This window comes from Klebsiella sp. CB_Kp196 (genome assembly GCF_040061575.1).
Taxonomy (GTDB): Bacteria; Pseudomonadota; Gammaproteobacteria; order Enterobacterales; family Enterobacteriaceae; genus Klebsiella; species Klebsiella michiganensis.
Genome location: NZ_JBEAFH010000039.1, coordinates 1 through 24142, shown reverse-complemented (window position 1 = coordinate 24142; position 24142 = coordinate 1). Strand labels below are relative to the sequence as shown.

22 protein-coding genes and 1 pseudogene are annotated in these 24142 nt (G+C 56.8%); 7 read left to right on the top strand and 16 right to left on the bottom strand.

The window, feature by feature from the left end; translation table 11 throughout:
- Nucleotides 1-71 precede the first annotated feature (71 nt).
- From celB to ABLU87_RS11545, 3 genes are all read right to left on the bottom strand, one after another.
- A complete protein-coding gene (celB, locus tag ABLU87_RS11555) occupies nucleotides 72-1427 on the bottom strand; it encodes a PTS cellobiose transporter subunit IIC (RefSeq protein ID WP_014227664.1) in 1356 nt (451 codons plus the stop codon).
- A gap of 26 nt (nucleotides 1428-1453) precedes the next feature.
- Nucleotides 1454-2761 (bottom strand): 6-phospho-beta-glucosidase, encoded by a 1308-nt coding sequence (locus tag ABLU87_RS11550; RefSeq protein ID WP_122116686.1) that lies wholly within the window; start codon nucleotides 2759-2761, stop codon nucleotides 1454-1456.
- Nucleotides 2762-2840: 79 nt separating this feature from the next.
- Entirely contained in the window at nucleotides 2841-3149 is a 309-nt protein-coding gene (locus ABLU87_RS11545; RefSeq protein ID WP_032747668.1) for a PTS sugar transporter subunit IIB, read from the bottom strand.
- A 260-nt stretch (nucleotides 3150-3409) separates the two neighbouring features.
- Between ABLU87_RS11545 and ABLU87_RS11540 the strand changes: the two genes are divergently transcribed.
- The 3 genes from ABLU87_RS11540 to nrdG all read left to right on the top strand — a co-directional run bounded on the left by ABLU87_RS11540 (nucleotide 3410) and on the right by nrdG (nucleotide 7442).
- Nucleotides 3410-4153, top strand: a complete 744-nt coding sequence (locus ABLU87_RS11540; RefSeq protein WP_025107453.1) for a MurR/RpiR family transcriptional regulator — start codon at nucleotides 3410-3412, stop codon at nucleotides 4151-4153.
- Between the two features lie 370 nt (nucleotides 4154-4523).
- Entirely contained in the window at nucleotides 4524-6662 is a 2139-nt protein-coding gene (nrdD, locus tag ABLU87_RS11535; protein WP_122116685.1) for an anaerobic ribonucleoside-triphosphate reductase, read from the top strand.
- A 315-nt stretch (nucleotides 6663-6977) separates the two neighbouring features.
- Nucleotides 6978-7442, top strand: a complete 465-nt coding sequence (nrdG, locus tag ABLU87_RS11530) for an anaerobic ribonucleoside-triphosphate reductase-activating protein (protein WP_004098087.1) — start codon at nucleotides 6978-6980, stop codon at nucleotides 7440-7442.
- A gap of 7 nt (nucleotides 7443-7449) precedes the next feature.
- On the opposite strand, the pseudogene ABLU87_RS11525 reads toward nrdG, so the two are convergent.
- From ABLU87_RS11525 to pmbA, 13 genes and pseudogenes are all read right to left on the bottom strand, one after another.
- Nucleotides 7450-7584, bottom strand: a pseudogene (locus ABLU87_RS11525) (hypothetical protein); the annotation flags it as partial.
- Nucleotides 7585-7595: 11 nt separating this feature from the next.
- Nucleotides 7596-9506, bottom strand: a complete 1911-nt coding sequence (locus tag ABLU87_RS11520) for a PRD domain-containing protein (protein WP_032718871.1) — start codon at nucleotides 9504-9506, stop codon at nucleotides 7596-7598.
- Between the two features lie 22 nt (nucleotides 9507-9528).
- Nucleotides 9529-10680, bottom strand: a complete 1152-nt coding sequence (locus ABLU87_RS11515; protein ID WP_048261976.1) for a lactonase family protein — start codon at nucleotides 10678-10680, stop codon at nucleotides 9529-9531.
- An 87-nt stretch (nucleotides 10681-10767) separates the two neighbouring features.
- Nucleotides 10768-11508 (bottom strand): KDGP aldolase family protein, encoded by a 741-nt coding sequence (locus tag ABLU87_RS11510; RefSeq protein WP_014227653.1) that lies wholly within the window; start codon nucleotides 11506-11508, stop codon nucleotides 10768-10770.
- The gene (locus ABLU87_RS11505; RefSeq protein ID WP_014227652.1) at nucleotides 11505-12623 is read right to left on the bottom strand and encodes a DgaE family pyridoxal phosphate-dependent ammonia lyase; all 1119 of its coding nucleotides are present in this window, start codon (nucleotides 12621-12623) and stop codon (nucleotides 11505-11507) included. The genes ABLU87_RS11510 and ABLU87_RS11505 overlap by 4 nt, the downstream gene beginning before the upstream one ends.
- Entirely contained in the window at nucleotides 12607-13740 is a 1134-nt protein-coding gene (locus tag ABLU87_RS11500; RefSeq protein ID WP_048261979.1) for an amidohydrolase/deacetylase family metallohydrolase, read from the bottom strand. Before ABLU87_RS11500 ends, ABLU87_RS11505 begins: the two co-directional genes overlap by 17 nt.
- A gap of 42 nt (nucleotides 13741-13782) precedes the next feature.
- Nucleotides 13783-14427 (bottom strand): DUF4310 family protein, encoded by a 645-nt coding sequence (locus ABLU87_RS11495; protein WP_004098076.1) that lies wholly within the window; start codon nucleotides 14425-14427, stop codon nucleotides 13783-13785.
- A gap of 12 nt (nucleotides 14428-14439) precedes the next feature.
- Entirely contained in the window at nucleotides 14440-15216 is a 777-nt protein-coding gene (locus ABLU87_RS11490) for a DUF4311 domain-containing protein (RefSeq protein ID WP_004098075.1), read from the bottom strand.
- 21 nt (nucleotides 15217-15237) lie between these two features.
- Nucleotides 15238-15537, bottom strand: coding sequence for a DUF4312 family protein (locus ABLU87_RS11485; RefSeq protein ID WP_004098073.1), 300 nt, complete (start codon nucleotides 15535-15537; stop codon nucleotides 15238-15240).
- 2 nt (nucleotides 15538-15539) lie between these two features.
- A complete protein-coding gene (locus ABLU87_RS11480; RefSeq protein WP_004098072.1) occupies nucleotides 15540-15902 on the bottom strand; it encodes an SFCGS family glycine-rich protein in 363 nt (120 codons plus the stop codon).
- Nucleotides 15903-15913: 11 nt separating this feature from the next.
- Nucleotides 15914-16252 carry a PRD domain-containing protein gene (locus ABLU87_RS11475; protein WP_004098070.1) on the bottom strand — a complete coding sequence of 113 codons (339 nt, stop codon included), beginning with the start codon at nucleotides 16250-16252 and terminating at the stop codon, nucleotides 15914-15916.
- A gap of 291 nt (nucleotides 16253-16543) precedes the next feature.
- Nucleotides 16544-16930 (bottom strand): cytochrome b562, encoded by a 387-nt coding sequence (cybC, locus tag ABLU87_RS11470; RefSeq protein ID WP_025107446.1) that lies wholly within the window; start codon nucleotides 16928-16930, stop codon nucleotides 16544-16546.
- Nucleotides 16931-16966: 36 nt separating this feature from the next.
- Entirely contained in the window at nucleotides 16967-18319 is a 1353-nt protein-coding gene (gene pmbA, locus ABLU87_RS11465; RefSeq protein WP_004098067.1) for a metalloprotease PmbA, read from the bottom strand.
- Between the two features lie 94 nt (nucleotides 18320-18413).
- On the opposite strand from pmbA, the gene yjgA reads away from it, so the two are divergent.
- The 4 genes from yjgA (at nucleotide 18414) to ABLU87_RS11445 (ending at nucleotide 23985) form a co-directional block, all read left to right on the top strand.
- Nucleotides 18414-18965 (top strand): ribosome biogenesis factor YjgA, encoded by a 552-nt coding sequence (gene yjgA, locus ABLU87_RS11460; RefSeq protein ID WP_004098062.1) that lies wholly within the window; start codon nucleotides 18414-18416, stop codon nucleotides 18963-18965.
- 636 nt (nucleotides 18966-19601) lie between these two features.
- Nucleotides 19602-21113, top strand: a complete 1512-nt coding sequence (locus ABLU87_RS11455; RefSeq protein ID WP_049079517.1) for a CoA-acylating methylmalonate-semialdehyde dehydrogenase — start codon at nucleotides 19602-19604, stop codon at nucleotides 21111-21113.
- Nucleotides 21114-21307: 194 nt separating this feature from the next.
- Nucleotides 21308-22450, top strand: a complete 1143-nt coding sequence (locus ABLU87_RS11450) for an iron-containing alcohol dehydrogenase (protein WP_014837210.1) — start codon at nucleotides 21308-21310, stop codon at nucleotides 22448-22450.
- 326 nt (nucleotides 22451-22776) lie between these two features.
- The gene (locus ABLU87_RS11445) at nucleotides 22777-23985 is read left to right on the top strand and encodes an aldose 1-epimerase family protein (RefSeq protein WP_025107443.1); all 1209 of its coding nucleotides are present in this window, start codon (nucleotides 22777-22779) and stop codon (nucleotides 23983-23985) included.
- Nucleotides 23986-24142 lie beyond the last annotated feature (157 nt).

Sequence of the window (24142 nt, the reverse complement as noted above, 5' to 3'; positions counted from 1 at the left end):
ACAGGTTCACCATCTTCTGCGAGCCGGTAGCCCGGATAGGCGCGTCAAGCGCCGCCTCCGGGAATATGGCTTTAAATACGATCGGCCGCAGACAGCGTCGCGCTGGCTTCCGGCTGCGCGGACGCCTGCTCTTCTTTCGCCTTCAGGCGATCCCATGCCCGGAAGAACGGATAGTAGATCACCAGCGAGATCGCCAGGTTCACCACCTGCAGCACCGCGCCGGAAATATGCCCTCCCGTCGCCAGATAGCCGCTCATAAAAATAGGCGTGGTAAACGGCAGCGCAATCCCCGCCGGCTTCATCACCAGCCCGGTGGCCATCGCGGTATACGAGACAATCACCAGCAGGACCGGCGTCAAAATAAACGGCAGGAAGAAGTACGGGTTCATCACCAGCGGAATGCCGAATACCATCGGCTCGCTGATATTGAACAGCGCTCCCGGCGCGGCAATTTTCCCCAGCTGTTTCATCTGCTGGCTACGGCTGCGCAGCAGCATAAAAATCACCAGCCCCAGCAGCGCTCCGGTACCGCCGGGCGCAATCCACAGGTCATAAAACTGCTGGGTGATGATATGCGGGATCGGCAGCCCATTCTGAAACGCTTCCAGGTTTTCCGACATATTCGACAGCCAGACCGGGCGAATAAACACCAGCACAATGGTGTCGCCGTGCAGCCCCAGGGTCCACAGGATACCAATCAGGATCACCGAGATAATCATCCCCGGCAGCGAACCGCCGACGTGCGACATGGGAATACCGATAAGGGTGGTAATCATGCTATTGATATCGCCGAACGGCGAAGCTTCAACGATCAGGCGCAGCGCCAGCACCACGGCCAGCACGCAGAAGCCGGGGATCAGGGCGAGAAAAGATTTCGCCACCGCGGGCGGTACGCCCTCCGGCATGCGGATCACCAGATTACGGCTGGCCACCAGGCGGTAGATCTCCGTGGAAAGCAGCGAAATCACAATCGCCACAAATAGCCCCTGGCTGCCAATCATCCCCACCGGCAGCACGCCTTTGACAAGCTGCGCCGCCGAACCGTCTGCCGGCGTAAAGAGCGTCACCTGGGGGATCGTCATCACAAACGCCACCAGCGACATCGCCCCGGCGCTGAGCGGGTCCAGGGTGCGATATTTTTCCGCCAGCCGGTAGGCAATGCCGAACGCGGAGAGCAGCGCCATGATGTCATAGGTCGCTTTGACCGGGTACAGCATCTTATCGCGCCAGGCATCGCCAAACACGCTGGTCATCATCTCACCGTAGCCGGGAATCGGCAGGTAGGCGAATATCAGGAAAAACGAACCAATCAGCATAAACGGCATATTGAGAATAATGCCATCGCGTACCGACAGGACATGCTTCTGACCGCCGATTTTCAGCGCGGCGGGCATGACATAGCGTTCAATAAATGAAGTACGAGACATAGTGGTATCCCCGAAGGCGGAAAAGTTTAGTTAAACTGCGTTAACCAGGGGCGGTTGATGGTTAACACCTCATCAAGCAGCGCCCGGGCATCGGTCACATTCCCGACCAGCGGGTTACTCACCAGCGCCAGCAGCGCGCTATCCCGGCAGCCGTGGACCGCGGCCTCAATCGTCAAGCGCTCGAAGGCTTTCACCTGTTGCGTCAGACCGTTCATGATCGGCGGCAGCGCGCCAAAGGCCAGCGGTCGTGCGCCCTGCGCGTCAATAATGCTGTTAATTTCCACCACCGCATCATCATCGAAGCCGTGAATCGCGCCGTTGTTGCGGGTGTTGACGACCATCTCTTTGCCAAGATTGTTGTAGATGGCGTTAATCAACTCCACCGCCACTTCGGAGTAGTACGCCCCGCCGCGGAAGCTCAGCTGTTCGGGCTTTTCATCCAGCTCGGGCCGGGCATAGATATCAAACAGCTCCTGTTCCACCTTCATCACCTGTTCCGCGCGGGTGCCTTTGGTTTTCGCCGCCTCAATCTCTTCCGCCAGCATCGCCGGCGTCAGCCAGAAATAGCGATGATAGGGACAGGGGATGGCCTTCAGGGCCCGCAGAAACTCCGCCGGCCACGGCAGCGATTGAATATTGTTCATCGAGAGCGATTGACCGTTACACAGCATGTCGATGACCTTACTGGTCACCTCTTCCCGCCCCTGCATCACCTTGTGTACCCAGACCATATGATTCAGCCCGGCGAAGCTCAGCCGGACCTCCTCTTCTTTTGCGTCCAGCATTCCGGCAATCATGTGCTGCATATTGATGGGCACGTTGCACAGGCCGATGATTTTCGCGCTGCTGTAGCGGCTCACCGCCTCCGTCACGATCCCTGCCGGATTGGTAAAATTAAGGATAAAGGCGTCGGGCGCCAGCGCTTCCACCTTGCGGGCAACCTGTAAAATCACCGGAATAGTGCGCAGCGCTTTGGCAAAGCCGCCGACGCCGGTGGTTTCCTGACCCAGCAGATGGTACTTCAGCCCCAACCGCTCATCCGCCGCCCGCGCCGCCAGCTGCCCAACCCGCAGCTGGGTCAGCACGAATTGAGCGCCGCGAATGGCCTCATCGAGGCCGAAATGCACGCTGACCTTCACCTGTTCAAGGCCATGGCGCTTTAGCATACGCTGGGTCAGCGCGGCGATAATCGCCACTTTCTCGCGCCCGGCTTCGACATCCACCAGCGCCAGTTCCGTGACCGGAATCTGCTGATGGCGAAGGATAATGCCTTCGATAAGTTCCGGCGTATAGCTGCTGCCGCCGCCGATGACGGCAATTTTCAATGTTTGCATAGTGGCCTCATTTTTGGCGTACAGATCCCCGCGCAAGGCCGCAGCGGCGTTGCGAAATGAACGCGTTGATGGGTAAGGGTTAGGAGTTCAGCAGAGCGAGCGCTTTATCGAGGACGGCGGCCCCGCGCATCATGCCGTAATCCGCCATGTCGATCACCGCCACGGCTTTCCCGTGCGGGGCAGCGAGCTCCGTTAATCGTGGGGCTTCGTACTTCACCTGTGGCCCCAGTAAGATCACGTCGGCATTGGGCAACTCGCGCTCAAACTCGGCGACGGGTACGGCGTAAATCTCCAGCCCCAGCGCGCGCTGCTGCGCCTCGGCCTTCATTTTGTTAACCAGCATGCTGGTGGACATTCCGGCGGCGCAGCACAGGACGATACGTGGCATAATTCCTCCCAATGGATTTGGCGTAAGCGAGCGCTAAACAGACACCATCGACTATAAGACGAGGTGCCGGTATGGGTGAAGGCTATATGAAAATTTTTTTCACGTACGTGATCGGAGCGTTATTTTTCACCTCTTTACTCCGGCATAAAAGCGAAAGCGGCAATAATCTCAGGCATTGTGCGTGATTGCGTGGTATAAAAAGCCCTCATTACTTGAAAAATATTTTCAATCAGGCGGTGGCGGAGAAAGAGGCTGAAAGCATGGATATCGTAGGACAGTTACAGGAAGGCATGACTCGCTTTAGCGCTCAGGAATCAAGAGTCGCGGCATTTATTCTGCAGAATTTAAGTTTTACCGCCAGCGCTTCGATTGATGAACTGGCGGTGCGCGCTGGCGTGAGCGCAGCCACAATTACCCGCTTTGCCCGCTCCGTCGGCTGCGAGGATATTCGTGATTTGCGAAAGCAGCTGGCGCAGGCTTGCGAACGTCGTACCAGCTGGCTTAACGAGGAGAGCGCCGCGCTGCCCGTCGCGTGGCGCGACAAATTAAGCCTGATTAGCACACATCTTGAGCAGCAGCTGGTGAGCACGCCCGAATCAACGCTGCAAAAGCTGCGCACGCGCCTGCAAAATGCCCGCGCCGTACACTGTTTCGCCCTCGGCGCACAGGACATCGCGCTGGCGACGCTGCTTCAGCACCAGCTGCTCTCCATCGGGATCGTGATGAATCTCTGCCAGGACAGCGCCCTGATGCGGATGATCGCCAGTACCCTCAGCGACGATCATCTCCTGCTGGTGCTGGCAACCGGCGAGGCCGACGCGATTTTGCAGGGCGCGACCCTGCTGGCCCGGGTACAGGAAGCGACAATTTTCGCCCTCACCCCCGTCAACCACGCGTTGAGCAATATGGCCTCCGCGCTGCTGCCCCTGCCTGAGAATGCGCAGGCCGCGCGTTACGCCCTGCTGCTGCTGGTTGACCTGCTTAACGACGCGCTGCTCGCCTGACGTTATTCCTTTCGGGCCTGAATTTCCTGCGTTCAGGCCCCATTTTTGCTTATTTTATAAGCGGATAAATTTACATTAAGCGCAAGCGCCCATCATTCCTGCTCTCCTCTTTTTACTTTGTTCTGCATCAATAAAATTGCAAACATCTTTGATGCAAAGCACTACATATAGAACTTAAAATGCGTCCCGGCCCCACATATTGTATTAATAGTCTATTATGTCACCACACCCATCGTACTCAGGCGGTGATGGGATGTGGATAAAAAGGGCCGGGATCGGAGGGAAACGGCGGCAGCTACAGCGCCCCGGGACTTCGGTTGACCTTCCGCCTCTGTGGATAACCTGTTCTGTAAAAAATTATGGAGTGATCATGACACCGCATGTGATGAAACGCGATGGCTGTAAAGTGCCGTTCAAGTCAGAGCGCATTAATGAAGCAATTCTACGTGCAGCTAAAGCAGCGGGAGTCGATGACGCAGACTATTGCGCCACCGTCGCAGAAGTCGTTAGCCAGCAAATGCAGGGCCGCGCCCAGGTGGATATCAGCGAGATCCAGACCGCCGTTGAGAACCAGCTGATGTCCGGTCCCTACAAGCAGCTGGCGCGCGCCTACATTGAATATCGCCACGACCGCGATAGCCAACGTGAAAAGCGCGGTCGTCTGAACCAGGAAATTCGCGGCCTGGTTGAGCAGACCAACTCGGCGTTACTCAACGAGAACGCCAACAAAGACAGTAAAGTCATCCCTACCCAGCGCGATCTGCTAGCGGGCATCGTCGCCAAGCACTACGCGCGCCAGCACCTGCTGCCGCATGACGTGGTCATGGCCCACGAGCGCGGCGTGATCCACTATCACGATCTCGACTACTCCCCGTTCTTCCCGATGTTCAACTGTATGCTGATCGATCTTAAAGGCATGCTGACCCAGGGATTTAAAATGGGCAACGCCGAGATTGAGCCGCCGAAGTCGATCTCTACCGCTACCGCGGTGACGGCGCAGATTATCGCTCAGGTCGCCAGCCATATTTATGGCGGTACGACCATCAACCGCATCGACGAAGTGCTGGCGCCGTTTGTTACCGAAAGCTTCAATAAGCACCGTAAAATTGCCGAAGAGTGGCACATCCCCGACGCCGAAGGCTACGCCCGTTCCCGCACCGAGAAAGAGTGCTACGACGCCTTCCAGTCGCTGGAATATGAAGTGAACACCCTGCATACCGCTAACGGTCAAACGCCGTTCGTGACCTTCGGTTTCGGCCTCGGCACCAGTTGGGAATCGCGTCTGATTCAGCAGTCCATTCTGCGCAACCGCATTGCGGGACTCGGTAAAAACCGTAAAACGGCGGTATTCCCGAAGCTGGTCTTCGCCATTCGCGACGGCCTGAACCACAAGTTTGGCGATGCGAACTACGATATTAAGCAGCTGGCGCTGGAGTGCGCGAGCAAGCGCATGTATCCGGATATCCTCAACTACGATCAGGTCGTGAAGGTGACCGGCTCGTTCAAAACCCCGATGGGCTGCCGCAGCTTCCTCGGCGTGTGGGAAAACGAGGACGGCGAACAGGTGCACGATGGCCGCAACAACCTCGGCGTTATCAGCCTCAACCTGCCGCGCATCGCGCTGGAAGCCCGTGGCGACGAGACTGAGTTCTGGAAACTTCTCGACGAACGCCTGCAGCTGGCGCGTAAAGCGCTGATGACCCGCATCGCCCGTCTGGAAGGGGTGAAGGCTCGCGTGGCGCCGATTCTGTATATGGAAGGCGCCTGCGGCGTGCGTCTCAAAGCGGACGACGACGTCTCTGAGATTTTCAAAAACGGCCGCGCGTCGATTTCGCTGGGCTATATCGGCATTCATGAAACCATCAACGCGCTGTTCGGCAGCAAGCATATGTACGATAGCGCAGCGCTGCGTGAGAAAGGCGTCGCCATCGTTCAGCGCCTGCGCGAAGCGGTAGACCAGTGGAAAGACGAGACGGGCTACGGCTTTAGCCTGTACAGCACGCCGAGCGAAAACCTCTGCGACCGCTTCTGCCGTCTGGATACCGCTGAGTTCGGCGTGATCGAAGGCGTAACCGATAAAGGGTATTACACCAACAGCTTCCACCTTGACGTAGAGAAGAAGGTAAACCCGTACGATAAAATCGATTTTGAAGCGCCTTATCCGCCGCTGGCTAACGGGGGCTTTATTTGCTACGGCGAGTACCCGAATATTCAGCACAACCTGAGAGCGCTGGAAGACGTGTGGGATTACAGCTATCAGCACGTGCCCTATTACGGGACCAATACGCCGATCGACGAATGCTACGAGTGCGGCTTTACCGGTGAGTTCGAATGCACCAGCAAAGGCTTCACCTGCCCGAAATGCGGCAACCACGATGCCTCCCGCGTGTCGGTAACCCGCCGCGTGTGCGGCTATCTCGGGAGCCCGGACGCCCGTCCGTTCAACGCCGGCAAGCAGGAAGAAGTGAAGCGCCGGGTTAAGCACCTGGGCAACGGGCAGATCGGTTAATTCCGGCTGGTTTTGCCCCTCCCCCTCTCACCAACGGGGAGAGGGGACCGGCCGGCCACTCGAGCCGTTCCCGGATCGCGGCGCAAAGCGCCTTATCCGGGCTACAACCGCGTATGCGGCTCTTCGTAGCCCGGCCGAGCACAGCAACGCCGGGAGCCGTTCCCTTTACAAATGCAAAGCCCCTCCGTTTTCGCAAAGCAATTCGCGTCAGAGCAAGGCGGCAAACGAGGGAATCCCCGGGAGCGTACATTAAGTACGTGACTGGTGTGAGCGAGCGCAGCCAACGCGGCTATGGCGTTAATTGAGAAGCGAAAAATGAATTACCATCAGTATTACCCGGTAGATATCGTTAACGGTCCGGGCACTCGCTGCACCCTGTTCGTTTCCGGCTGCGTTCACGAGTGCCCCGGCTGCTATAACAAGAGCACCTGGCGGCTAAACTCCGGCATGCCGTTCACCGCCGAGATGGCCGACCGCATTATTGCTGACCTCAACGATACCCGCGTTAAGCGCCAGGGGATCACGCTTTCCGGCGGCGACCCGCTGCACCCGCAGAACGTCCCGGAGATCCTTAAGCTGGTGCAGCGCGTTCGCGCCGAGTGCCCCGGCAAAGATATCTGGGTGTGGACCGGCTACAGGCTTTCCGAACTTAACGCCGCGCAGATGCAGGTGGTGGATCTCATCAACGTGCTGGTTGATGGCAAATTTGTGCAGGACTTAAAAGACCCGGCGCTGATCTGGCGCGGCAGCAGCAACCAGGTTGTACATCACCTGAGATAGCCTCCCGCTACAGCCGTTTATGGACGTTCCGATAGACGGCTAATTTCTCTCGTTTTCCCGCAGCAATAACATAACCCCTCACCACCTCATCCCGAACCTGATATACCCGTCGGTATCCCGAAGCGCGCGCGGCTCGAACTCTGGCTGCGCCTCTCAAAACCGGCTGACGCACTCCATGGCCACCGTTTTAAACTCAGCAAAACTGCGGGTGGCGGCAAGGCGGGCCATTGCCCGTTCGCGCAGGAAGGTGACGAAAATATCGTAGATCGCCATCGCCTCTTCATACTCGCTTTTACTGATGGCGAGCAGGAAGATGATATGCGCGGTTTCATCGCCCCAGGCGATACCGTGCGGGGCGATGACCGTATAGACCACGGTCTTTTTCGCCAGCAGGCCGAGGGCGTGAGGTAGCGCGATCCCGTCGCCGAGCATGGTGCTGACGATAGCCTCACGCTCCACCACCGACCCATGAAACTCCGCTCCGACAAACCCCTCCTGCTGCAGCTGCTGGCACAGCGTGGCAAACAGTGCCTGCTGATCCATCGGGGTATCTATCACCTGGAAGTGGGCCTCATCAAAATACTTATTCAGCATCCAGGGACGCGTGCGGTCCACCAGCACCAGCTTGCCGATTTGGTCGAGCTGGTAGTCGGTAGGAAACGGCGCAATGGTGACCACCGGCTTCTCTTTCTCGCTGATGCGCACGGTGGAAATGACAAAATCTTCCGCGATCTCTTCCCGCTGTTCATATTCGCGTTGCGAAAGGGTGGCGGCAATTTCCAGCTGCGGATACTTACGCTGCAGAATGGCTTCAATCATCCGCACCATCGCGTTGCTGGTATCGCAGACCAGCAGCACCTGCGGCTGACGCTGGTAGCCGATATTGTAATGGCGCTCCAGCCCGACGCCGATATGCAGCACCAGAAAGCCGATCTCGTTTTCGCTGATGGCGTAGGGAGTATATTTCCCCCAGCTCGATACCGCCGCCAGGGTCATGTCCCACGCCATGGGGTAGTGCTGTTTGATATTTTCCAGAAGCGGGTTGGGGATCATTATCTGGTAGCGCACGCGGGTGATCATGGTCTTAATATGGGTCAGTAAATCCGCATGCAGCTGGGCATCGTCCAGCAGATTGTAGTTATATTGCTGATTGATATAGCGCAGGATGTAGTTCACCAGCGCTTCGTCGTCGTCGGCGCTGATGGTGCCCGGATCGACGTCCTGCACCTGGCGGGCGGCAAGGTGGACGCACAGCCACTCCTCTTCCGCCGGAGCAAGCAGTTTGCCCGCCAGCTGCTGCATCGTGTTTGCCAGCTCGCGTGCGGCGTCGCGTACGTTTTGCGCCACATCTTCGGCGCTAAAATCGGCCAGCGGATACCCTTCGCTCACGCGGCGCACGGCAACCGCGCCGTACAGGCAGATAAAGCGCTCCCCCGCGTCCGTCAGCCGCACGTGATGGCGGGTTAACGTCTCCTGCAGCACGCCGGCCAGCAGCGTCGGTACGCTGGCGTCAAACGCCTCTTCGCCAATAAGCGGGTTCAGCGGCCCCTGCTGGCTCAGCTCCCACAGCAGATCGGTCAGGCAGGCGCGAATGGAGACCTCGCTGCCGAACAGCTTCATGCCGTGGCGCGGCCGGGTCTCGAGGGTGAGCTGATAACGCTGAAAACGCTCGCGTACGTCAACCATATCGCCCTGTAAGGTGGCGCGGCTGACGAACCACGCATCGGCCAGATCCTCCAGCTTGATAGAAAACGCGGAAGTTAAAAAGCGCACCAGCAAAAAGTGGATGCGATCCGCCGCGGTTCGCGGGATATGCTGCGCTTTCGGCGCGCTCTCTTCCAGCGTCTGATAGCGCGTCGGATCGTGAATCACCAGCTGATAGCCGCTGCCGCGGGTGAGGATAAACTGCGCGCCGTAGTGCAGCAGCAGCGCGTTCAGCGCGGTGATGTCCGCGCGTACCGTGCGAGTAGAAACCGACAGCCGCTGCGCCAGCTCCTCCTGCGGCAGCGTTTCGTTTTGCAACAGAGTAAACAGCTGCGCTAAACGTTGATGGGGAAATCGCATGTCAGTTCCTTTTTCTTACGGCTCAGGGTTGAGCGGATATCACCATCTGCGACGGGCTGCCAACCGGGGTGTAGTCCGGAGAGAACGTCAGCCTGCCATCCTTCGGCGCGACGCGAAAGCGGGTGATGTTGTCGCTACGCTGGTTCATGACGTACAGCCACTGCCCCTGACTGTCCAGCGTCAGCGTGCGCGGATAGTCGCCGCGGGTCCAGATATCGTCCTGGTGGCTCAGGCTGCCGTCAGCCAGCACCGTAAAGTGGGCGATACTGTTATGCAGTCGGTTGGCGACGTACAGCTGCTTGCCGTCGCGGCTCAGGACCAGGCCGGCGGCAAAGCTGGTGCCCTTATACTCTGCAGGCAGCGCCGAGACCGTTTTCCCCTCGCGCAGCAGGCCGCTTTGCTTATTGAGATGATAAAAAGTGAGCGTCGACGCCTCTTCGTTAATCAACCATAGTCCGTCGCCCTGCGGCGTAAACACAAAGTGGCGCGGTCCGGCGCCGGGAGATGAGGCCGCGATAAACGGCGGATCGTTCGGCGTCAGCTTCCCGGTGGCGTTATCCAGCCGGTACTGATAGATCCGGTCCAGGCCGAGATCGGTGGAGTAAACGAATTTACCGCTGGGATCGGCGGCGATCATATGGGCGTGGGGGCCGTTATGATCGCTAATGGCAAAACTGCCTTCGACGGCTGCCGCCGGGCGTTCCGCGCCCGCAGGCCCTTGATCCTGATGCACATCCACCGCCTCGCCCAGGTTACCATCTTCTTTCACCGGCAGCACGGCGATACTGCCGCTGACGTAGTTTGCCACCAGCAGATGACGTCCATCGGGGGTCAGGGAGAGATAAACCGGCCCGGCGCCGCCGGAAGCGACCTGATTCAGCTCGCTCAGTTCACCGTTGCTGCCGATGCGCCACGCCTGCACCACTCCCTTTTCCACTTCGCTGGCGCCGTACAGGGTTTTGCCATCCGCCGAGACGGTAAGCTGGGCCAGGTCAGGCAGCGTCCCGACCAGCGTTTTATCGCGCAGCGCCCCGGTCTGGCTATCGACGGTAAAGCGATACAGCCCTTCGCCATTGGGGTTGTAGGTGCCGACCCAGGCGTACTGGGTTTGCGCAGCGGCGCCGGCGGCGAGCAGAGAGAGTGAAGCAACAAGCAGGTGACGAGCGGTTGGCATGGTGACTCCTTGATGGTTCGGTGGCGGTTTCCCTTCGCCCTAACCCTCTCCCCGTTGGGGAGAGGGCCGGGTGAGGGACAATCGGCGCTATTTTACTAACTGTTTGGTGATCGAAAGCAGCTGACGCACGTCCGCCGGGCGGGTGTGACCGCTGGCTTTATCAATAATCGAACTGTAGATATGCGGGATAATTTTACTCACCCCTGCGTCCAGCGCGATCTGCAGGATCTCACCGTAGTTTTCCAGATCGATCCCGCCGGTGGGCTCCAGCCAGAAATCATGACGGGCGCAGGCCTCGGCCACCGCAATAAACTCGTCGCGATGCTTCAGCCCGCCCATCGGGAAATATTTAATCGAACTGCCGCCCATATCTTTCAGCAGCGCAATCGCGGTTTCCAGCGGTACGATGCCGTCCGGCGCGCCGCTGCTGAGCGGACCGGTGGAGATCTTCACCATTCCCGGCGTACCGGTTGGCGACACCAGGCCGTTAACCACGGTTTCGTTCTGCCCCAGCAGCGCGCGGCTGGTCGCCACGCCGGTAAATACCTGGTTGACGTGCTGCGGCTGCACCTGACGCGAAATTTCGCTGACCATCGCCGACTGGTTCGGGTCGCCCGCGCCCAGTCCCACGGAGAGCGCGTTATCAATCCGCTGCGCGTATTCACGCATATCGGCAACCGCGCTGGCGACGTCCGGGTAATTTTTGGAGAGCACGCCCACCAGTACATGACCTTCCGCCGCCTCATAAATCTCGCTGGCGTTCTCTTTGCTCCCCGCCAGCACGTTCAGGCAGACGCGGTCACGATAAAAATTAGGGGTCAGTTTCATGCGTTTTTCTCCTTGTTCAAAACTTCTGCGATGCGACGGGAGACAATCTCCAGCTGCTGCGCGTTCACGCTGCGGACATCGGCTTCAATAATGCCTTCATTTGCTTTATAGCCACGGAAGTAGATGGCGTATTCGCCCTGCTTCAGCGCATTGACCAGATCGCCGGTATCGACGCCGGTCACCGCTTCATCAAACTTGATCTCCGCCCGCGCGATATCGCGGCCGGCGCTGTCCCAGACCACGCGCGCGGTGACGCCATCGAGCGTATTGAGCTGCTGAATAAACGGCGTCATCTTCGCCACCATCTCTTCACCGCTCTCTTTGCGCGCCGTCAGATAGTGCTCAATGGCGCAGGTCAGGCCGAGGATCCCCTCTTTGCCCACCTTCATCGCCCGGCCAATGCCGTTCGACTGACGTTTAACCCACTCAACGTATTGGGTTTTGCCAATCACCAGCCCGCTGGTCGGCCCTTCGATCGCCTTCGCGCCGCTATAAATCACCAGATCCGCGCCGGCGCGATAGTAGGCCTGGAGGTCTTCCTCCGCCGCCGCGTCGACAATCAGCGGCAGATTATGGCTCTGCGCCACCGCTGCCGCCTGCGCCACGTTGAGCATGCTTTTCTGCACGCAGTGGTGGGATTTGATATACAGAATGGCCGCGGTGCGCGGGGTAATGGCCGCCGCCAGCTGCCCGGCGGAACATTCATTGGCGTAGCCCGCTTCCACCAGCCTGCCGCCGCCCAGCGCCACCATGGTGCCCACCGGCGCGCCAAAATTGACGTTATGACCCTTAGGCAGCACGATTTCGTTGTTTTCAATCGGCGTCACGTGCAGGTTTTCCAGCAGCCAGTCGCTGTCTTTTACCAGCACCGCCGCCACCGACTGGGCGATGCCCGCCGAGGCGCAGGAGACGACGGTCGCCCCTTCCACGTCCAGCAGCTTCGCAATATACGCGCCGGTTTTATTGACCAGATCTTTCATCTCGAAGTACTGGTTCATCCCCGCCATCGCGGCGTCCACCACTTCCGGCCGCGGCGTGGAGACGCCGAGAATGGTCATACGACCGGAGGTATTAATCACCTGTTTTAAATCATATTTCTCAAAAATCGAAGGCATTTTCCGCGCTCCCTTGTTCGGTCAGATAGCCCTTGCCCGCGCGAACGGCGGCAAGCGGCAGCAGAATCTTGTCGGTCTGAAGGCTCTCTTTTTCCGCATCCACCAGCACCGTTGGCGTCTGCGCGAGGGTAAACAGCGTCAGGTCGGCGTCGTAACCCACTTCCAGCCTCCCTTTGTGGTTAAGACGCAGGCCTTCAGCGGCGTTGGCGGTCACGCAGTCAATGACCTGCGGCAGCGACATGCCAATGGCGAGGAATTTCGACATCACCAGCGCCAGCGATCGCACCGGGCCGTCGATACGGTTGCGGCAGTAAATATCGGAGCTGATGGTGTGCGGCAGAATGCCCATAGCAATCGCCCGCCGCGCCACCTCGAAGCTGAAGCTGGCGGTGCCGTGGCCGATATCAAGGCGCACGCCGCGCTGTAGCGCGCGAGAAATCGAGCTTTTCAGCTCGCCGGACGGCGTCAGGATACGATTGGGTTTACCGTTGTAGCAGTGGGTAATGATGTCGCCGGAGGTCAGCAGGTCGGCGATCTCATCCAGGTCGGGCGGATTGTTGCCGATATGCACCATCAGCGGCAGGCCGCCGTTTTCCTGCTGAATCGCCTTTGCGCGCGCCAGCGGCGTAATGCCGTTTTCCCCCACCACGCTGCTGCTCATCCGCGCCTTCAGACCGACGATAAAGTTCGGGTAGCGGTTGACCGCCTGCTTCACCGCCTCCGCGTCGATATTCGCCATATTGGCCAGTTCATTCTGGGCAATCAGCCCGACGCGGGAGATATTAAGCAGGGCGTAAACTTCGGTCGCGGCTTTGCGGGTCAGCTGGTAGAAATCATCCACATCGTCCGCGCCGGTGCTGCCCGCGTCAATCACGGTGGTCACGCCGGTAGCAACCCCCACGCTGTCCGGCTCATCATGGTAAATCGGCGAGTTCGGATAGCAGTGAACGTGAGAGTCAATCCAGCCTGCGCTGACGTAATAGCGACCGTCCAGCTCAAGGGTTTTGCGCGCAGGCGCGCTAATCTCGCCAAGCGCCGCGATTTTACCGTCCCGGATGGCGATATCGGTCAGGGTATCGTCGACGAGGCGCGCACGGCGCAGGAGTAAATCAAACATATCTCTCTCCTGTTAACGCGGGCGCCGAGGCGCCCGCAGGACTTAACTAATCGCCACCGGGAAGATTGACCCAAGAAGCATGGCGCCAAGGATCGCGCCGCCGGTGATAGGCTTCTGCCAGATGTAAAACAGCAGCGCGCCCGCCAGGGAACCGATGCCGATAGGAATAGAAGCGGTCATGGCGCTGAGGATAATCAACGGTCCGAGGAAACGGCCTGAGGCGTTACCGGCCCCCATCATGACGTCCGCACCGTAGGTGGAATCGCTCTGGTTGATGGTGAATTTACGCGCCAGGATGATGATGTAGCCAATCGCGAGGCCCAGCACCAGGCCGGTGACCAGCGAGGCGGCAAAGTTGGCGACCGGGAAAACAAAGCCCGCGCCGAGCAGCAGCGCCGGAACGCCTAAGCCGACGCCGGTCTGAATCGCCCCGCCGATATCCAGAATCCCCACCAGCGAGCCTTCGATAATACGCGCGAACAGGAAGCTGGCGCCGAACGCCGCTACCGCGCCGTAGGCCCCTGTATCAATTCCCGCTTTCAGCATCGCCACGAAGGCGACTTCGTTAAACGCGCCGATGCCGTAGAGGTAGTACATATGCGTCCCGGCAAAGACGCCGGCGGAGAGCAGGCCAACAAAGATCGGGAACGACCAGTCGGCATACCAAAAACCTTTATTTTGTTCCATGAGAGGCTCCTGTTATTTACCGCTGAGCGAGTTGTGGATCAGTTCCAGCCAGTTCGGCACGGTCAGATGGAAGGATTCAATCATCTTCATGTCGAAACCGCGGAAGAAGCCGCTCAGAACGAACAGCGCGACGATCGCCACCATCATCACCTTGGTGACGCGGTGCCAGCCGCTCTCTTCAACGCCTTTCCCGATCAGGATGCCCAGCACCAGGCCCGGAACGGCGTTACCCATAATCAGCTGCGCCGCGCCGCCGAAAATCGTCGCCCAGAAGCCCGATTTTTTACCGGCATCAATCGCCGCCAGCCAGAAGATGACCGGCATCACCGTATTCACCAGCAGGTTTGCCGCCGGAACCAGCACTTTTACCGCCGTCACCTGCAGCGCTTCCGGTACAGAAGAAGCGGTGAGGTTGAGGAAAGCGACCACGATCATGCCGATAATGCCGCAGGCGATGGCCATCTTTTTCGGATCGTGCAGCGTCTCGCCGACGTTGCGGTTTTTAATCATCAGCGCTGCCGCACCCCAGTTGGGGATAATGCGGTGGTCAACGTCCTGAGTGAAGGAGCCTGCCGCGACGGAAGAGGCCCAGGCATTGAAGAAGAAGCCCAGGCCAAATGAGAAGTGGGAAGCCGGATCGCCTTCACATGAATTCAGCTCGCCCAAGGTACGAAACGCCCCCATCCCCTGCGTGGTGGGCGCATGAAACATGCGTGCCGCTCCGGCGCCTACGCCGACGCCAACCAGGCCGCCGATGATGAGCGATTTTATTAAAATTATCAGGAACATAGTCTGACCCTTTGGTGAAAATCAGGTTTGCGTGACGAAATCCACTTTATCGAGATTAATGGCGGTCACGGTGACGGTGACCTTCAGCTCCACGCTGTAGGTTCGTCGCTCACGGCGCAAAAAGAAGAATAAAAAGGCCTCTTTCCGTACCGCTTCACGCGCATGAACAACCTCCACGTCCTGTGGTTCAATACGCAGTAAGATGTGCGGCGACGTTTTCATCACCGCCGCCTGGACATGGTTCAGGGCATCGGCAAAAGCGCGCGTTTTGCTCTCGCCTTTGCCGGTAACGCTCACCGTGGTGGTGAATTGCTCTTTCATGCTCACGCGCCGTACTTCTTCTTCCAGGCCTCAACCAGGCGTTCACCCAGCTCTTCTTTATCCATAAAGCCGAAGCCCAGTACGTTGTAGCCTTCGTTGATCGCGGTGACGCCTTCATCAACGGAACGCATGCCATATTTCGCCTTGTAGCCGTGCTTATTCTGCGCGGTGATAGCCCCTGCGCCGCCGCTGCCGCAGAAAGAGATACCGAAGGTGGCGTTTTCCGCCTTCATCATGTCGCCCAGCTTCATATCCGCGGCAACGCCCGGCACGACCACGGCGCGAGCGCCGGCTTTTTCCGCACCTGCGGCAACTTTTTGTCCTTTACCCAGGCGATCGCCAATAACAACGGTGATTTGTTCCATTTGTGTGCTCCTTACAGGTTATCTTTCGCGACTTCGAAGTGGACGGACAGCAGCCAGGCTTCTTCATCTGGCAGATTGCCGAACTGCGCGACCACTTCGCGGGCCAGCATCATTGAATCTTCTGAGATCTCTTCGAACAGGCTGGCATCCACTTCCGGCAGCGGCTCGCCGCTGATTGACCGATGGGCCATCGCCCGAACGTGGGAAGTCAGCATTTGCTCCTGAACGTCGTTGGGGACGATGTTGCGGCGGCTTAATAGTGCGAAAACCTGCTGCAGCATCTTGTCGGCCAGCTGTTCGGTTAGCGTGGCCTGCTCCTCTGGGACGTGTGTTACCGCTCCGTTATTCACTTGAATTACCCCGTTGATGTCTCTGGGGATAACACTAATGCCGGGGGCAAAGAGTTTGTAGCGAGTTGTTTTCCACTTCGAAGTGGAAAGGAAGAAGGCAGGCGTGATCTATTTCACATAGTTATTGTGGATGTATTCGCCCCAACCAATTCTCGTGATGAACATCACAAGATCATCGGTGTCACGGTGGCGAAAACCGGCATGCAGGAAAAGCGAAAAATGTGACGGTGATGGAGTTTTGAATTAACAGAATGTGGGAGGCATCGGCTGACGCCTCCCCACAAAGAGAAATTAACGGTACTTCTTATGGTATGTATTGCGGGTGGTTTTAAACTCTTCCGCTGCGGCCTGGGCTTCTTTGACTTTGCCTTCATTAGCCAGCTTCAGCGCGCCGTCAATCTGGCCGATCAGCACATCGAAACCGTGACGATAGTCTTTCATTTCCGCGCTGTCCGCCGCTTTACCTTCCAGCTTCGGCGGCGTCTCTTTCTGGGCGTCAACCGCCGCTGTGCGCATCTTATTCAGCGCCGCTTTCAGCTCGCCGGCATCTGAAGTTTTCTGCACCACTTGCAGGTTCTCAGCAAGGGTATCCATGTCTTCGCCCAGATCGGCGAAAGCCGATGCCGAACCAAGCGCAAAAGCCGATACGGCCAGCATCGCTAACAGTTTTTTACGCATTGCTCACTTCCTTTTTTATTATTAAGCACACAAGTGTTATTGCCCGGCGATCTTCATCTCCGGCAGCAGTACGGAACCGCACTGAATGTTGCTGCGCGTTTCGATATCGTCGCCGATGGTCACGATATTACGCCACATATCTTTCAGATTTCCTGCAATGGTTATCTCACTGACCGGATACTGAATTTCGCCGTTTTCTACCCAGAAGCCGGACGCGCCGCGTGAGTAGTCGCCGGTGACGCCGCTTACACCCTGCCCCATCAGTTCCGTTACGACAAGGCCGGTTCCCATCTCTTTAAGCAACTTTGCAAAACTCAGGCCGCGGCCGTTGATCCGCCAGTTGTGAATACCGCCGGCGTGGCCGGTGCTCTTCAGCCCCAGCTTACGCGCCGAGTAGTTGGTCAGCAGCCACTGGGTCAGTACGCCGTCTTTAATGATATCCCGGCGTTCCGTACGGACGCCTTCGCTATCAAACGGCGTCGAAGCCAGACCTTTCAGCAGGTGCGGATGCTCTTCAATGGTCAGCCAGTCCGGCAGGATCTGGCTACCCAGCGCATCAAGCAGGAAGGTGGATTTACGGTAAACCGAACCGCCGGCGATCGCCCCGACCAGATGGCCAAACAGACCGGTAGCGACTTCGTTGGCGAAAATCACCGGCGCTTTCATCGTCGATAGCTTACGCGGGGCCAGGCGCGACAGGGTGCGGCGGGCGCACTCTTCGCCAACCCACTCCGGCGATTGCAGGTCGTCTATCGCCCGTCCGATGGTGTAAGCGTAATCGCGCTCCATATCGCCATTCTCTTCGGCAATCACGCAACTGGAGAGCGAGTGGCGGGTAGAGCAGTAGCTCTGCAGCATGCCGTGGCTGTTGCCGAACACTTTAATGCCGTAGTGGCTGTTAAAGCTGCCGCCTTCGGTATTGCTGATGCGTTTATCGGCTTTTAGCGCCGCCTGTTCAGCGCGGGAGGCCAGCTCGATGGCTTCATCCGGGGAAACTTCCGCCGGATGGAACAGGTCAAGGTCCGGGGCTTCAAAAGCCAGCAGTTCTTTATCCGCTACGCCCGCGCACGGGTCCGGCGAGGTATAGCGGGCGATATCCAGCGCCGCCTGCACCGTGCGGGCAATAGCCTGCGGGCTGAGATCGGTCGAAGACGCGCTGCCTTTGCGATTCTGGTGATAAACGGTGATGCCGAGAGCACCATCGCTGTTGAATTCTACGTTCTCCACTTCGCCGTAGCGGGTGCTCACGCCGATACCGGTAGTTTTACTGACGGAGACTTCCGCGCCGTCGGATTTGCCTGCCGCCAGTTCCAGCGCCGTGGTCACGGCCTCTTCCAGCGTCTTACGCTGTTGTGCAACTTGAGAGATGACTTTCATCGCTAATGCCATAATGTAAGAAGGAGTTAACTGAAGTCTAACAGAGAACCGTTTTTCAGTGCGCGCCTTAACTGGTAACATTAGTCTCTTTTTTAAGGAGCCTGAGATGACAAAGCAGCCCGAAGACTGGCTCGACGACGTCCCTGGTGATGACGTCGAAGATGAAGACGATGAAATTATCTGGGTCAGTAAAAGTGAAATTAAGCGTGACGCCGAAGAACTGAAGCGTCTTGGCGCGGAAATGGTCGAGCTGGGTAAAAACGCGCTCGATAAAATCCCGCTGGATACCGACCTGCGCGACGCGATTGAACTCGCCCAGCGTATCAAGAAAGAAGGCCGCCGCCGCCAGATGCAGCTGATTGGTAAAATGCTGCGCAGCCGCGACGTCGAGCCGATTCGTCAGGCGCTGGACAAGCTGAAGAACCGCCACAACCAGCAGGTTGCGCTGTTCCATAAACTTGAGCAGATCCGCGATCGTCTGATTGATAATGGTGATGATGCCGTGGCTGAAGTGCTGAACCTGTGGCCAGATGCCGATCGTCAGCAGCTGCGTTCGCTGATCCGCAACGCCAAAAAAGAGAAAGAAGGCAACAAGCCGCCGAAGTCCGCGCGTCTTATCTTCCAGTACCTGCGCGAACTGGCCGAAAGCGAAGGCTAATTCTGTATGACTCCCCGGATTACGGCTGTTGCCCGATCCGGGCGACCCACTCCCTCGAACGCAATGCCATGGACAATGGTCAATTCGAATTTTCCCTGCATTTAAATCGGTTTTAATTTTTCATTTTCATTCGATTTCGCGCTTATATTTAACTTTTATTTCACAAGAAAGCCGTTCCATTGCAATCCGGCTGGCAATCTCCCCTCGCCATCAACGCCAATGCCATCAACACAACCTGTTAACTTTATTAAATAAAACAATATAACCCTGCCTTTAGGGCGCTGACTTTATCAGCAGTTTGCTTATCTTTGATCCACCTCTCAAAACGGTTTTGTTATTTCATACATTATTATAATGAAAAATAAATTTCATTAAAGTACAAGAACCGAAACGGTGCGTGCGCGTATTTTTGGCCAGTGAGTTCTGTTCATTAAAACCTGGCGTCTGCAGGCTTTCCTCAGCAGAAAGTCGACAAAATCATCCGCACCGCCGCAGGTGAATCGCCCAGCGGAGGCCATCGTCCGGCAAGAAGCAGGAATTCACTTTTCACGAGAGGGGCTAACCCGGCGGTCGGTTATTTGCCGCCGACCGGAGCCAGATTTTAGAGAGTCGACAGCTATCATCATGGAGAAAAATATGACTACTGTACCAAGGCTGAAATATTTCGTTGATGGTCAATGGCGCGTATCGCAGACCGAACGCTATATGGACGTCTATAACCCAAGTACCGGGGAAGTCATGGCTCAGGCCCCCTGCTGCACCGAGCAAGAAGTGCTGGATGCCGTTGCCGCGGCGCGCAAAGCCTTTCCGGCGTGGTCAGATACGCCGGCCATTAAACGCTCGCAAATTATGTTCCGCGTTCGCGAATTATTAATCCAGCATCAGGACCGCTTAACCGAGCTGGTGGCAAAAGAAAACGGTAAAGCCTGGGGCGACGCCCAGGGCGATGTATTAAAAGCGAAAGAAGGTACCGAGCTTGCCTGCTCGATTCCCACTCTCATGGCCGGTGAAAACCTGATGGACGCCTCTGCCGGGATCGACACCAACCTTTATCGTGAGCCAATTGGCGTGTTCGCCGGTATTGTGCCGTTTAACTTCCCGGCAATGATCCCGATGGGATGGATGGCGCCATTATGCGTCGCCTCCGGTAATACCATGGTGATTAAAGCGGCCAGTATGACGCCGATGACCTGTATGGAAATCACCAAACTCTATCAGGAAGCAGGGGTGCCGGATGGGGTGATTAACGTCGTGACCTGCTCACGCAATGAAGCCGATATCTTGCTGACCCACCCGGACGTCAACGGCGTCTCCTTCGTCGGCTCAACCTCCGTGGGCCTGCACGTTTACTCCAAAGCCGCCGCTCACGGCAAGCGCGTTCAGGCGCTGTGCGAAGCGAAAAACCATGCCCTGGTGCTGGCCGATGCGCCAATTAACCGTACCGCAGCGGGGATTATCAACGCCGCGTTTGGCTGCGCGGGCGAACGCTGCATGGCGCTGCCGGTTGTCGTGGTGCAGGAAGAGATCGCTGATAAGCTGATTGCCGCCGTCGCCGAGAAAGCCAAACAGCTGAAAATCGGCCCCGGCTATCTGCGCGATACCGATATGGGTCCGGTGATTTCTAAAGATCATAAGCAATCGGTCATCAACTGGATTAATAAAGGCATTGAGGAGGGGGCAAAGCTGGTGCTCGACGGTCGCGCTATTCAGGTGCCGGGCCAGGAAAATGGCTTCTACGTCGGGCCAACCATCCTGGATCGCGTAACCGAAGAGATGAGCGTCGGCACGCAGGAAATTTTCGGGCCGGTGCTGTGCTTTAAGCGGGTCAAAACCTTCGAAGAAGGTCTGCAACTTATGAACAATAACCCGTTTGCCAACGGCTCGGTTATTTTCACCCAAAGCGGCTACTACGCTCGCGAATTCCAGAAACGCACCCACGGCGGCATGGTCGGTATCAACGTCGGTATTCCGGTGCCGGTCGGCGTATTCCCGTTCTCAGGCCATAAGCAGTCCTTCTTCGGCGACCTGCACTGCCTGGGCAAAGACGGCGTCCGTTTCTACACCGAATCAAAATGCGTGACCTCGCGCTGGTTTGATGAAGAGGAAGCGAAACGCGAAAAAGTCGACTCCTGGGACGGTACGATTTAAACGCCGCTAATACCCCAAATAATTCAAGTTGCAGTCAACGCACCAGCCGCTCGAAGTATGACGGTCAACTCCCTCCAGATATTGCTTAGGCAATATCTGGAGCATTAATTCGATTTTTTTACTCTGCACGTGTCGCTGAATCGTAAATGACGAATGCACACTAAAAAAATCCTTAATATTAAATGGAGTTTCCTATGACCCAGGCCTTCTCAATTCCTCGCAGTATTATTTATGGCGAAAATGCTTTAGAACATCTTTCCACCCTGAGCGGCAAAAAAGCCGCGTTAGTCACTGGCGGAAGTTCCATGAAGCGTTTTGGCTTTCTGGATAAAGCCGTCAGCGAACTCAATAAAGCAGGTATGGAGTGCATTATTATCGATAATGTCGAACCCAATCCGTCCATTAAAACCGTCTGGCGCGGCGCAAAAGCGATGCAGGCTTTTGAACCGGACTGGATAGTGGCGATTGGCGGCGGCTCCGCGCTTGATGCCGCAAAAGTAATGTGGTGTTTCTACGAGCATCCGCAGCTGAAGTTCGAGGATATTCTCCCGGTCGGTTCCATGCCGGCGCTACGCAATAAAGCCCGATTTGTGGCGATCCCTTCCACCAGCGGCAGCGCCTCTGAGATCACCGCATTTTCAGTGATCACCGACACGGCAAATCATATCAAATACCCGATTGTTGCCGCCGATCTGGTACCGGATATCGCCATTCTCGACCCCACCATTCCGGCAAAAATGCCGCCGCACGTTACCGTTCATACCGGAATGGACGTTCTGACCCACGCCATTGAAGCCTATGTGTCCACCGCGGCCAACTCGTTTACTGACCCCTATGCGGTAGAAGCGATTCGGCTGGTGTTTACGTATCTGGAAATCGCCTGGCGCTCACCTGATGATTTAAACGCCCGCATGCATATGCACAATGCTTCTGCGCTGGCGGGAATCGCCTTCACCAACGCCTCGCTGGGGTTAGTTCATTCAATGGCGCACAAGATTGGCGGCGAGTTTGGTATTACCCACGGTCTGGCAAACGCGATTATGCTGCCTTATATCATTCAATATAATGCGAAGTTCACCAAAAAATACCGTCAGCTGGAAGCGGCGTTAGGCATCAAAAACCTGATTGAAGCGATCAACGCGCTGAATCAACGTCTGGGCGTGCCGAAAACGCTAAGCCAGTGCGGCGAAGTTGAAATCAATGAAATCACCTTTGTGAACGTCCTCGACAGAATGAGTCACCATGCCGTTGACGATCCCTGCACATTAACGAATCCTAACTATCCGTCCGTTCAGGATGTCAAAGGGCTCTATACCAAAGCGTTCTACGGCGCTTGATAACCTCCCCGCTGCGTTTTTTTAAACGGTAAAGCCGCTTCAACCAGAGCCGCCTGGGCCACCAAAGCCCGGCGGCCCTGTCGTTTCTAAAGGCTTCATCATAGCCGTAGCCAGTAATAGCTGAATCGTTAAAGCTAAAATCATCTTGATTCACATTTTTTTAGCAACAACTTTTATAATTACTTAAAAAAAGCGATTTAAATCTCATTTAAAAATATAAAAACGGCCGTTTTCTCACCAGGTGAGACACTTCACATTTTCATAATCCACTTACAACTAAATTCCCTGCATCAGCAACACAATCGATTCAGCAAAAGGGTTAAAAAATGAAAAAAACATTAGCTTTAACAGCAATCGCTATGCTTGTTTCTGGGCCTGTAGTCGCGAAAACATGGGTGCTGACAAGCGCTGAAAGCGGTATGGATAAAGGAAACTGGCAGATAACCAGCGACCAGCTGAAGATAAAAGATCATAACTTCAGCATTGAGCAAAAAGTCCTTCACGGCGGGAAACAGGAAGGCAGCAAAATCCTCGTGATCCACAGCAAAGACGGCCTGACGATTACCCTGAGCCCGACTCGCGGCATGAATCTGCTGAAAATCGAAGGTTTTGGTTCACGGATGGGCTGGGACTCACCGGTAAAAGAGGTGGTCAACCCGGCCTTTATTAACCTCGAAAGCCGCAACGGGCTGGGCTGGCTGGAAGGCTTCAATGAAATGATGGTGCGCTGCGGCTATGAATGGACCGGCCACCCGGTAACCGCAGATGGGCAGATTTATACCCTGCACGGTAAAGTCGGCAACACGCCGGCTTCACAGGTGGAAGTGGAGGTCGCGGACACCGCGCCGTATGAAATTCGCGTTCGCGGGCTGGTGAAGGAGAGCACGTTTAAGAAAGCGGATCTGCAGACCATGACCGAGCTGCGCTATGTACCCGGCAGCAACAGCTTCAGCCTGCACGATGTCTTAACCAACCATGCTGACTATCCGCATGACTATCAGATTATCTATCACAGCAACTTTGGCAAGCCGATCCTCGAAGAGGGGGCCCGCTTTATGGCGCCGATCGCCAGCATCAGCCCGTTCAATGACTACGCCAAAGCCGGCTTAAAAACCTGGCAAACCTACGCCGGTCCAACCAAAGATTTCGATGAAATGGTGTTTAACATGCAGCCGCTGGCGGACGAAAATCATCAAACGCTGGCCGCCGTGGTCAACAAAGCCGGCGACAAAGGGGCATCGATTCAGTTTGATACCCGCCAGCTGCCGGTGCTGACGCTGTGGAAAAACACCGATACCGAGAAACAGGGTTACGTGACCGGTATTGAGCCGGGTACCAGCTACGCCTATCCGGTAACCATCGAGCGCGAGCAAAAACGCGTTAAGCAGCTTCAGCCCGGGGCAAGCACCCAGTTTGATCTGACCTATACGCTGCTGCACAGCAGCGAGCAGGTTGCCGACGTGGAGAAGAAAATCGCGGCCATTCAGGGCGATACCAAAGTGGCGGAAAACGAAACGCCTATCGCGAAGGAGTAGCGTAAGCTTTGAACCCATCCCGGGTTGCGGCGTAACGCCTGACCCGGGCTACCGGCCCGCAGACGACGGTAAACCCGTAGCCCGGCTAAGCACAGCGCGAGCCGGGAAAAAAGCGGAGATGACATTGCGCGCTGCTTCCCGGAGGCGGCGCTTGACG

Coding starts and splice junctions, on each gene's coding strand:
- ABLU87_RS11545 (WP_032747668.1), bottom strand. CDS start 3,149: ATGCCACGTATCGTCCTGTGCTGCGCCGCCGGAATGTCCACCAGCATG.
- ABLU87_RS11445 (WP_025107443.1), top strand. CDS start 22,777: ATGAAAAAAACATTAGCTTTAACAGCAATCGCTATGCTTGTTTCTGGG.
- nrdG (WP_004098087.1), top strand. CDS start 6,978: ATGAATTACCATCAGTATTACCCGGTAGATATCGTTAACGGTCCGGGC.
- nrdD (WP_122116685.1), top strand. CDS start 4,524: ATGACACCGCATGTGATGAAACGCGATGGCTGTAAAGTGCCGTTCAAG.
- ABLU87_RS11455 (WP_049079517.1), top strand. CDS start 19,602: ATGACTACTGTACCAAGGCTGAAATATTTCGTTGATGGTCAATGGCGC.
- ABLU87_RS11480 (WP_004098072.1), bottom strand. CDS start 15,902: ATGGAACAAATCACCGTTGTTATTGGCGATCGCCTGGGTAAAGGACAA.
- cybC (WP_025107446.1), bottom strand. CDS start 16,930: ATGCGTAAAAAACTGTTAGCGATGCTGGCCGTATCGGCTTTTGCGCTT.
- ABLU87_RS11490 (WP_004098075.1), bottom strand. CDS start 15,216: ATGTTCCTGATAATTTTAATAAAATCGCTCATCATCGGCGGCCTGGTT.
- ABLU87_RS11515 (WP_048261976.1), bottom strand. CDS start 10,680: ATGCCAACCGCTCGTCACCTGCTTGTTGCTTCACTCTCTCTGCTCGCC.
- ABLU87_RS11550 (WP_122116686.1), bottom strand. CDS start 2,761: ATGCAAACATTGAAAATTGCCGTCATCGGCGGCGGCAGCAGCTATACG.
- ABLU87_RS11505 (WP_014227652.1), bottom strand. CDS start 12,623: ATGCCTTCGATTTTTGAGAAATATGATTTAAAACAGGTGATTAATACC.
- celB (WP_014227664.1), bottom strand. CDS start 1,427: ATGTCTCGTACTTCATTTATTGAACGCTATGTCATGCCCGCCGCGCTG.
- ABLU87_RS11495 (WP_004098076.1), bottom strand. CDS start 14,427: ATGGAACAAAATAAAGGTTTTTGGTATGCCGACTGGTCGTTCCCGATC.
- ABLU87_RS11485 (WP_004098073.1), bottom strand. CDS start 15,537: ATGAAAGAGCAATTCACCACCACGGTGAGCGTTACCGGCAAAGGCGAG.
- pmbA (WP_004098067.1), bottom strand. CDS start 18,319: ATGGCATTAGCGATGAAAGTCATCTCTCAAGTTGCACAACAGCGTAAG.
- ABLU87_RS11520 (WP_032718871.1), bottom strand. CDS start 9,506: ATGCGATTTCCCCATCAACGTTTAGCGCAGCTGTTTACTCTGTTGCAA.
- ABLU87_RS11510 (WP_014227653.1), bottom strand. CDS start 11,508: ATGAAACTGACCCCTAATTTTTATCGTGACCGCGTCTGCCTGAACGTG.
- ABLU87_RS11450 (WP_014837210.1), top strand. CDS start 21,308: ATGACCCAGGCCTTCTCAATTCCTCGCAGTATTATTTATGGCGAAAAT.
- ABLU87_RS11540 (WP_025107453.1), top strand. CDS start 3,410: ATGGATATCGTAGGACAGTTACAGGAAGGCATGACTCGCTTTAGCGCT.
- yjgA (WP_004098062.1), top strand. CDS start 18,414: ATGACAAAGCAGCCCGAAGACTGGCTCGACGACGTCCCTGGTGATGAC.
- ABLU87_RS11500 (WP_048261979.1), bottom strand. CDS start 13,740: ATGTTTGATTTACTCCTGCGCCGTGCGCGCCTCGTCGACGATACCCTG.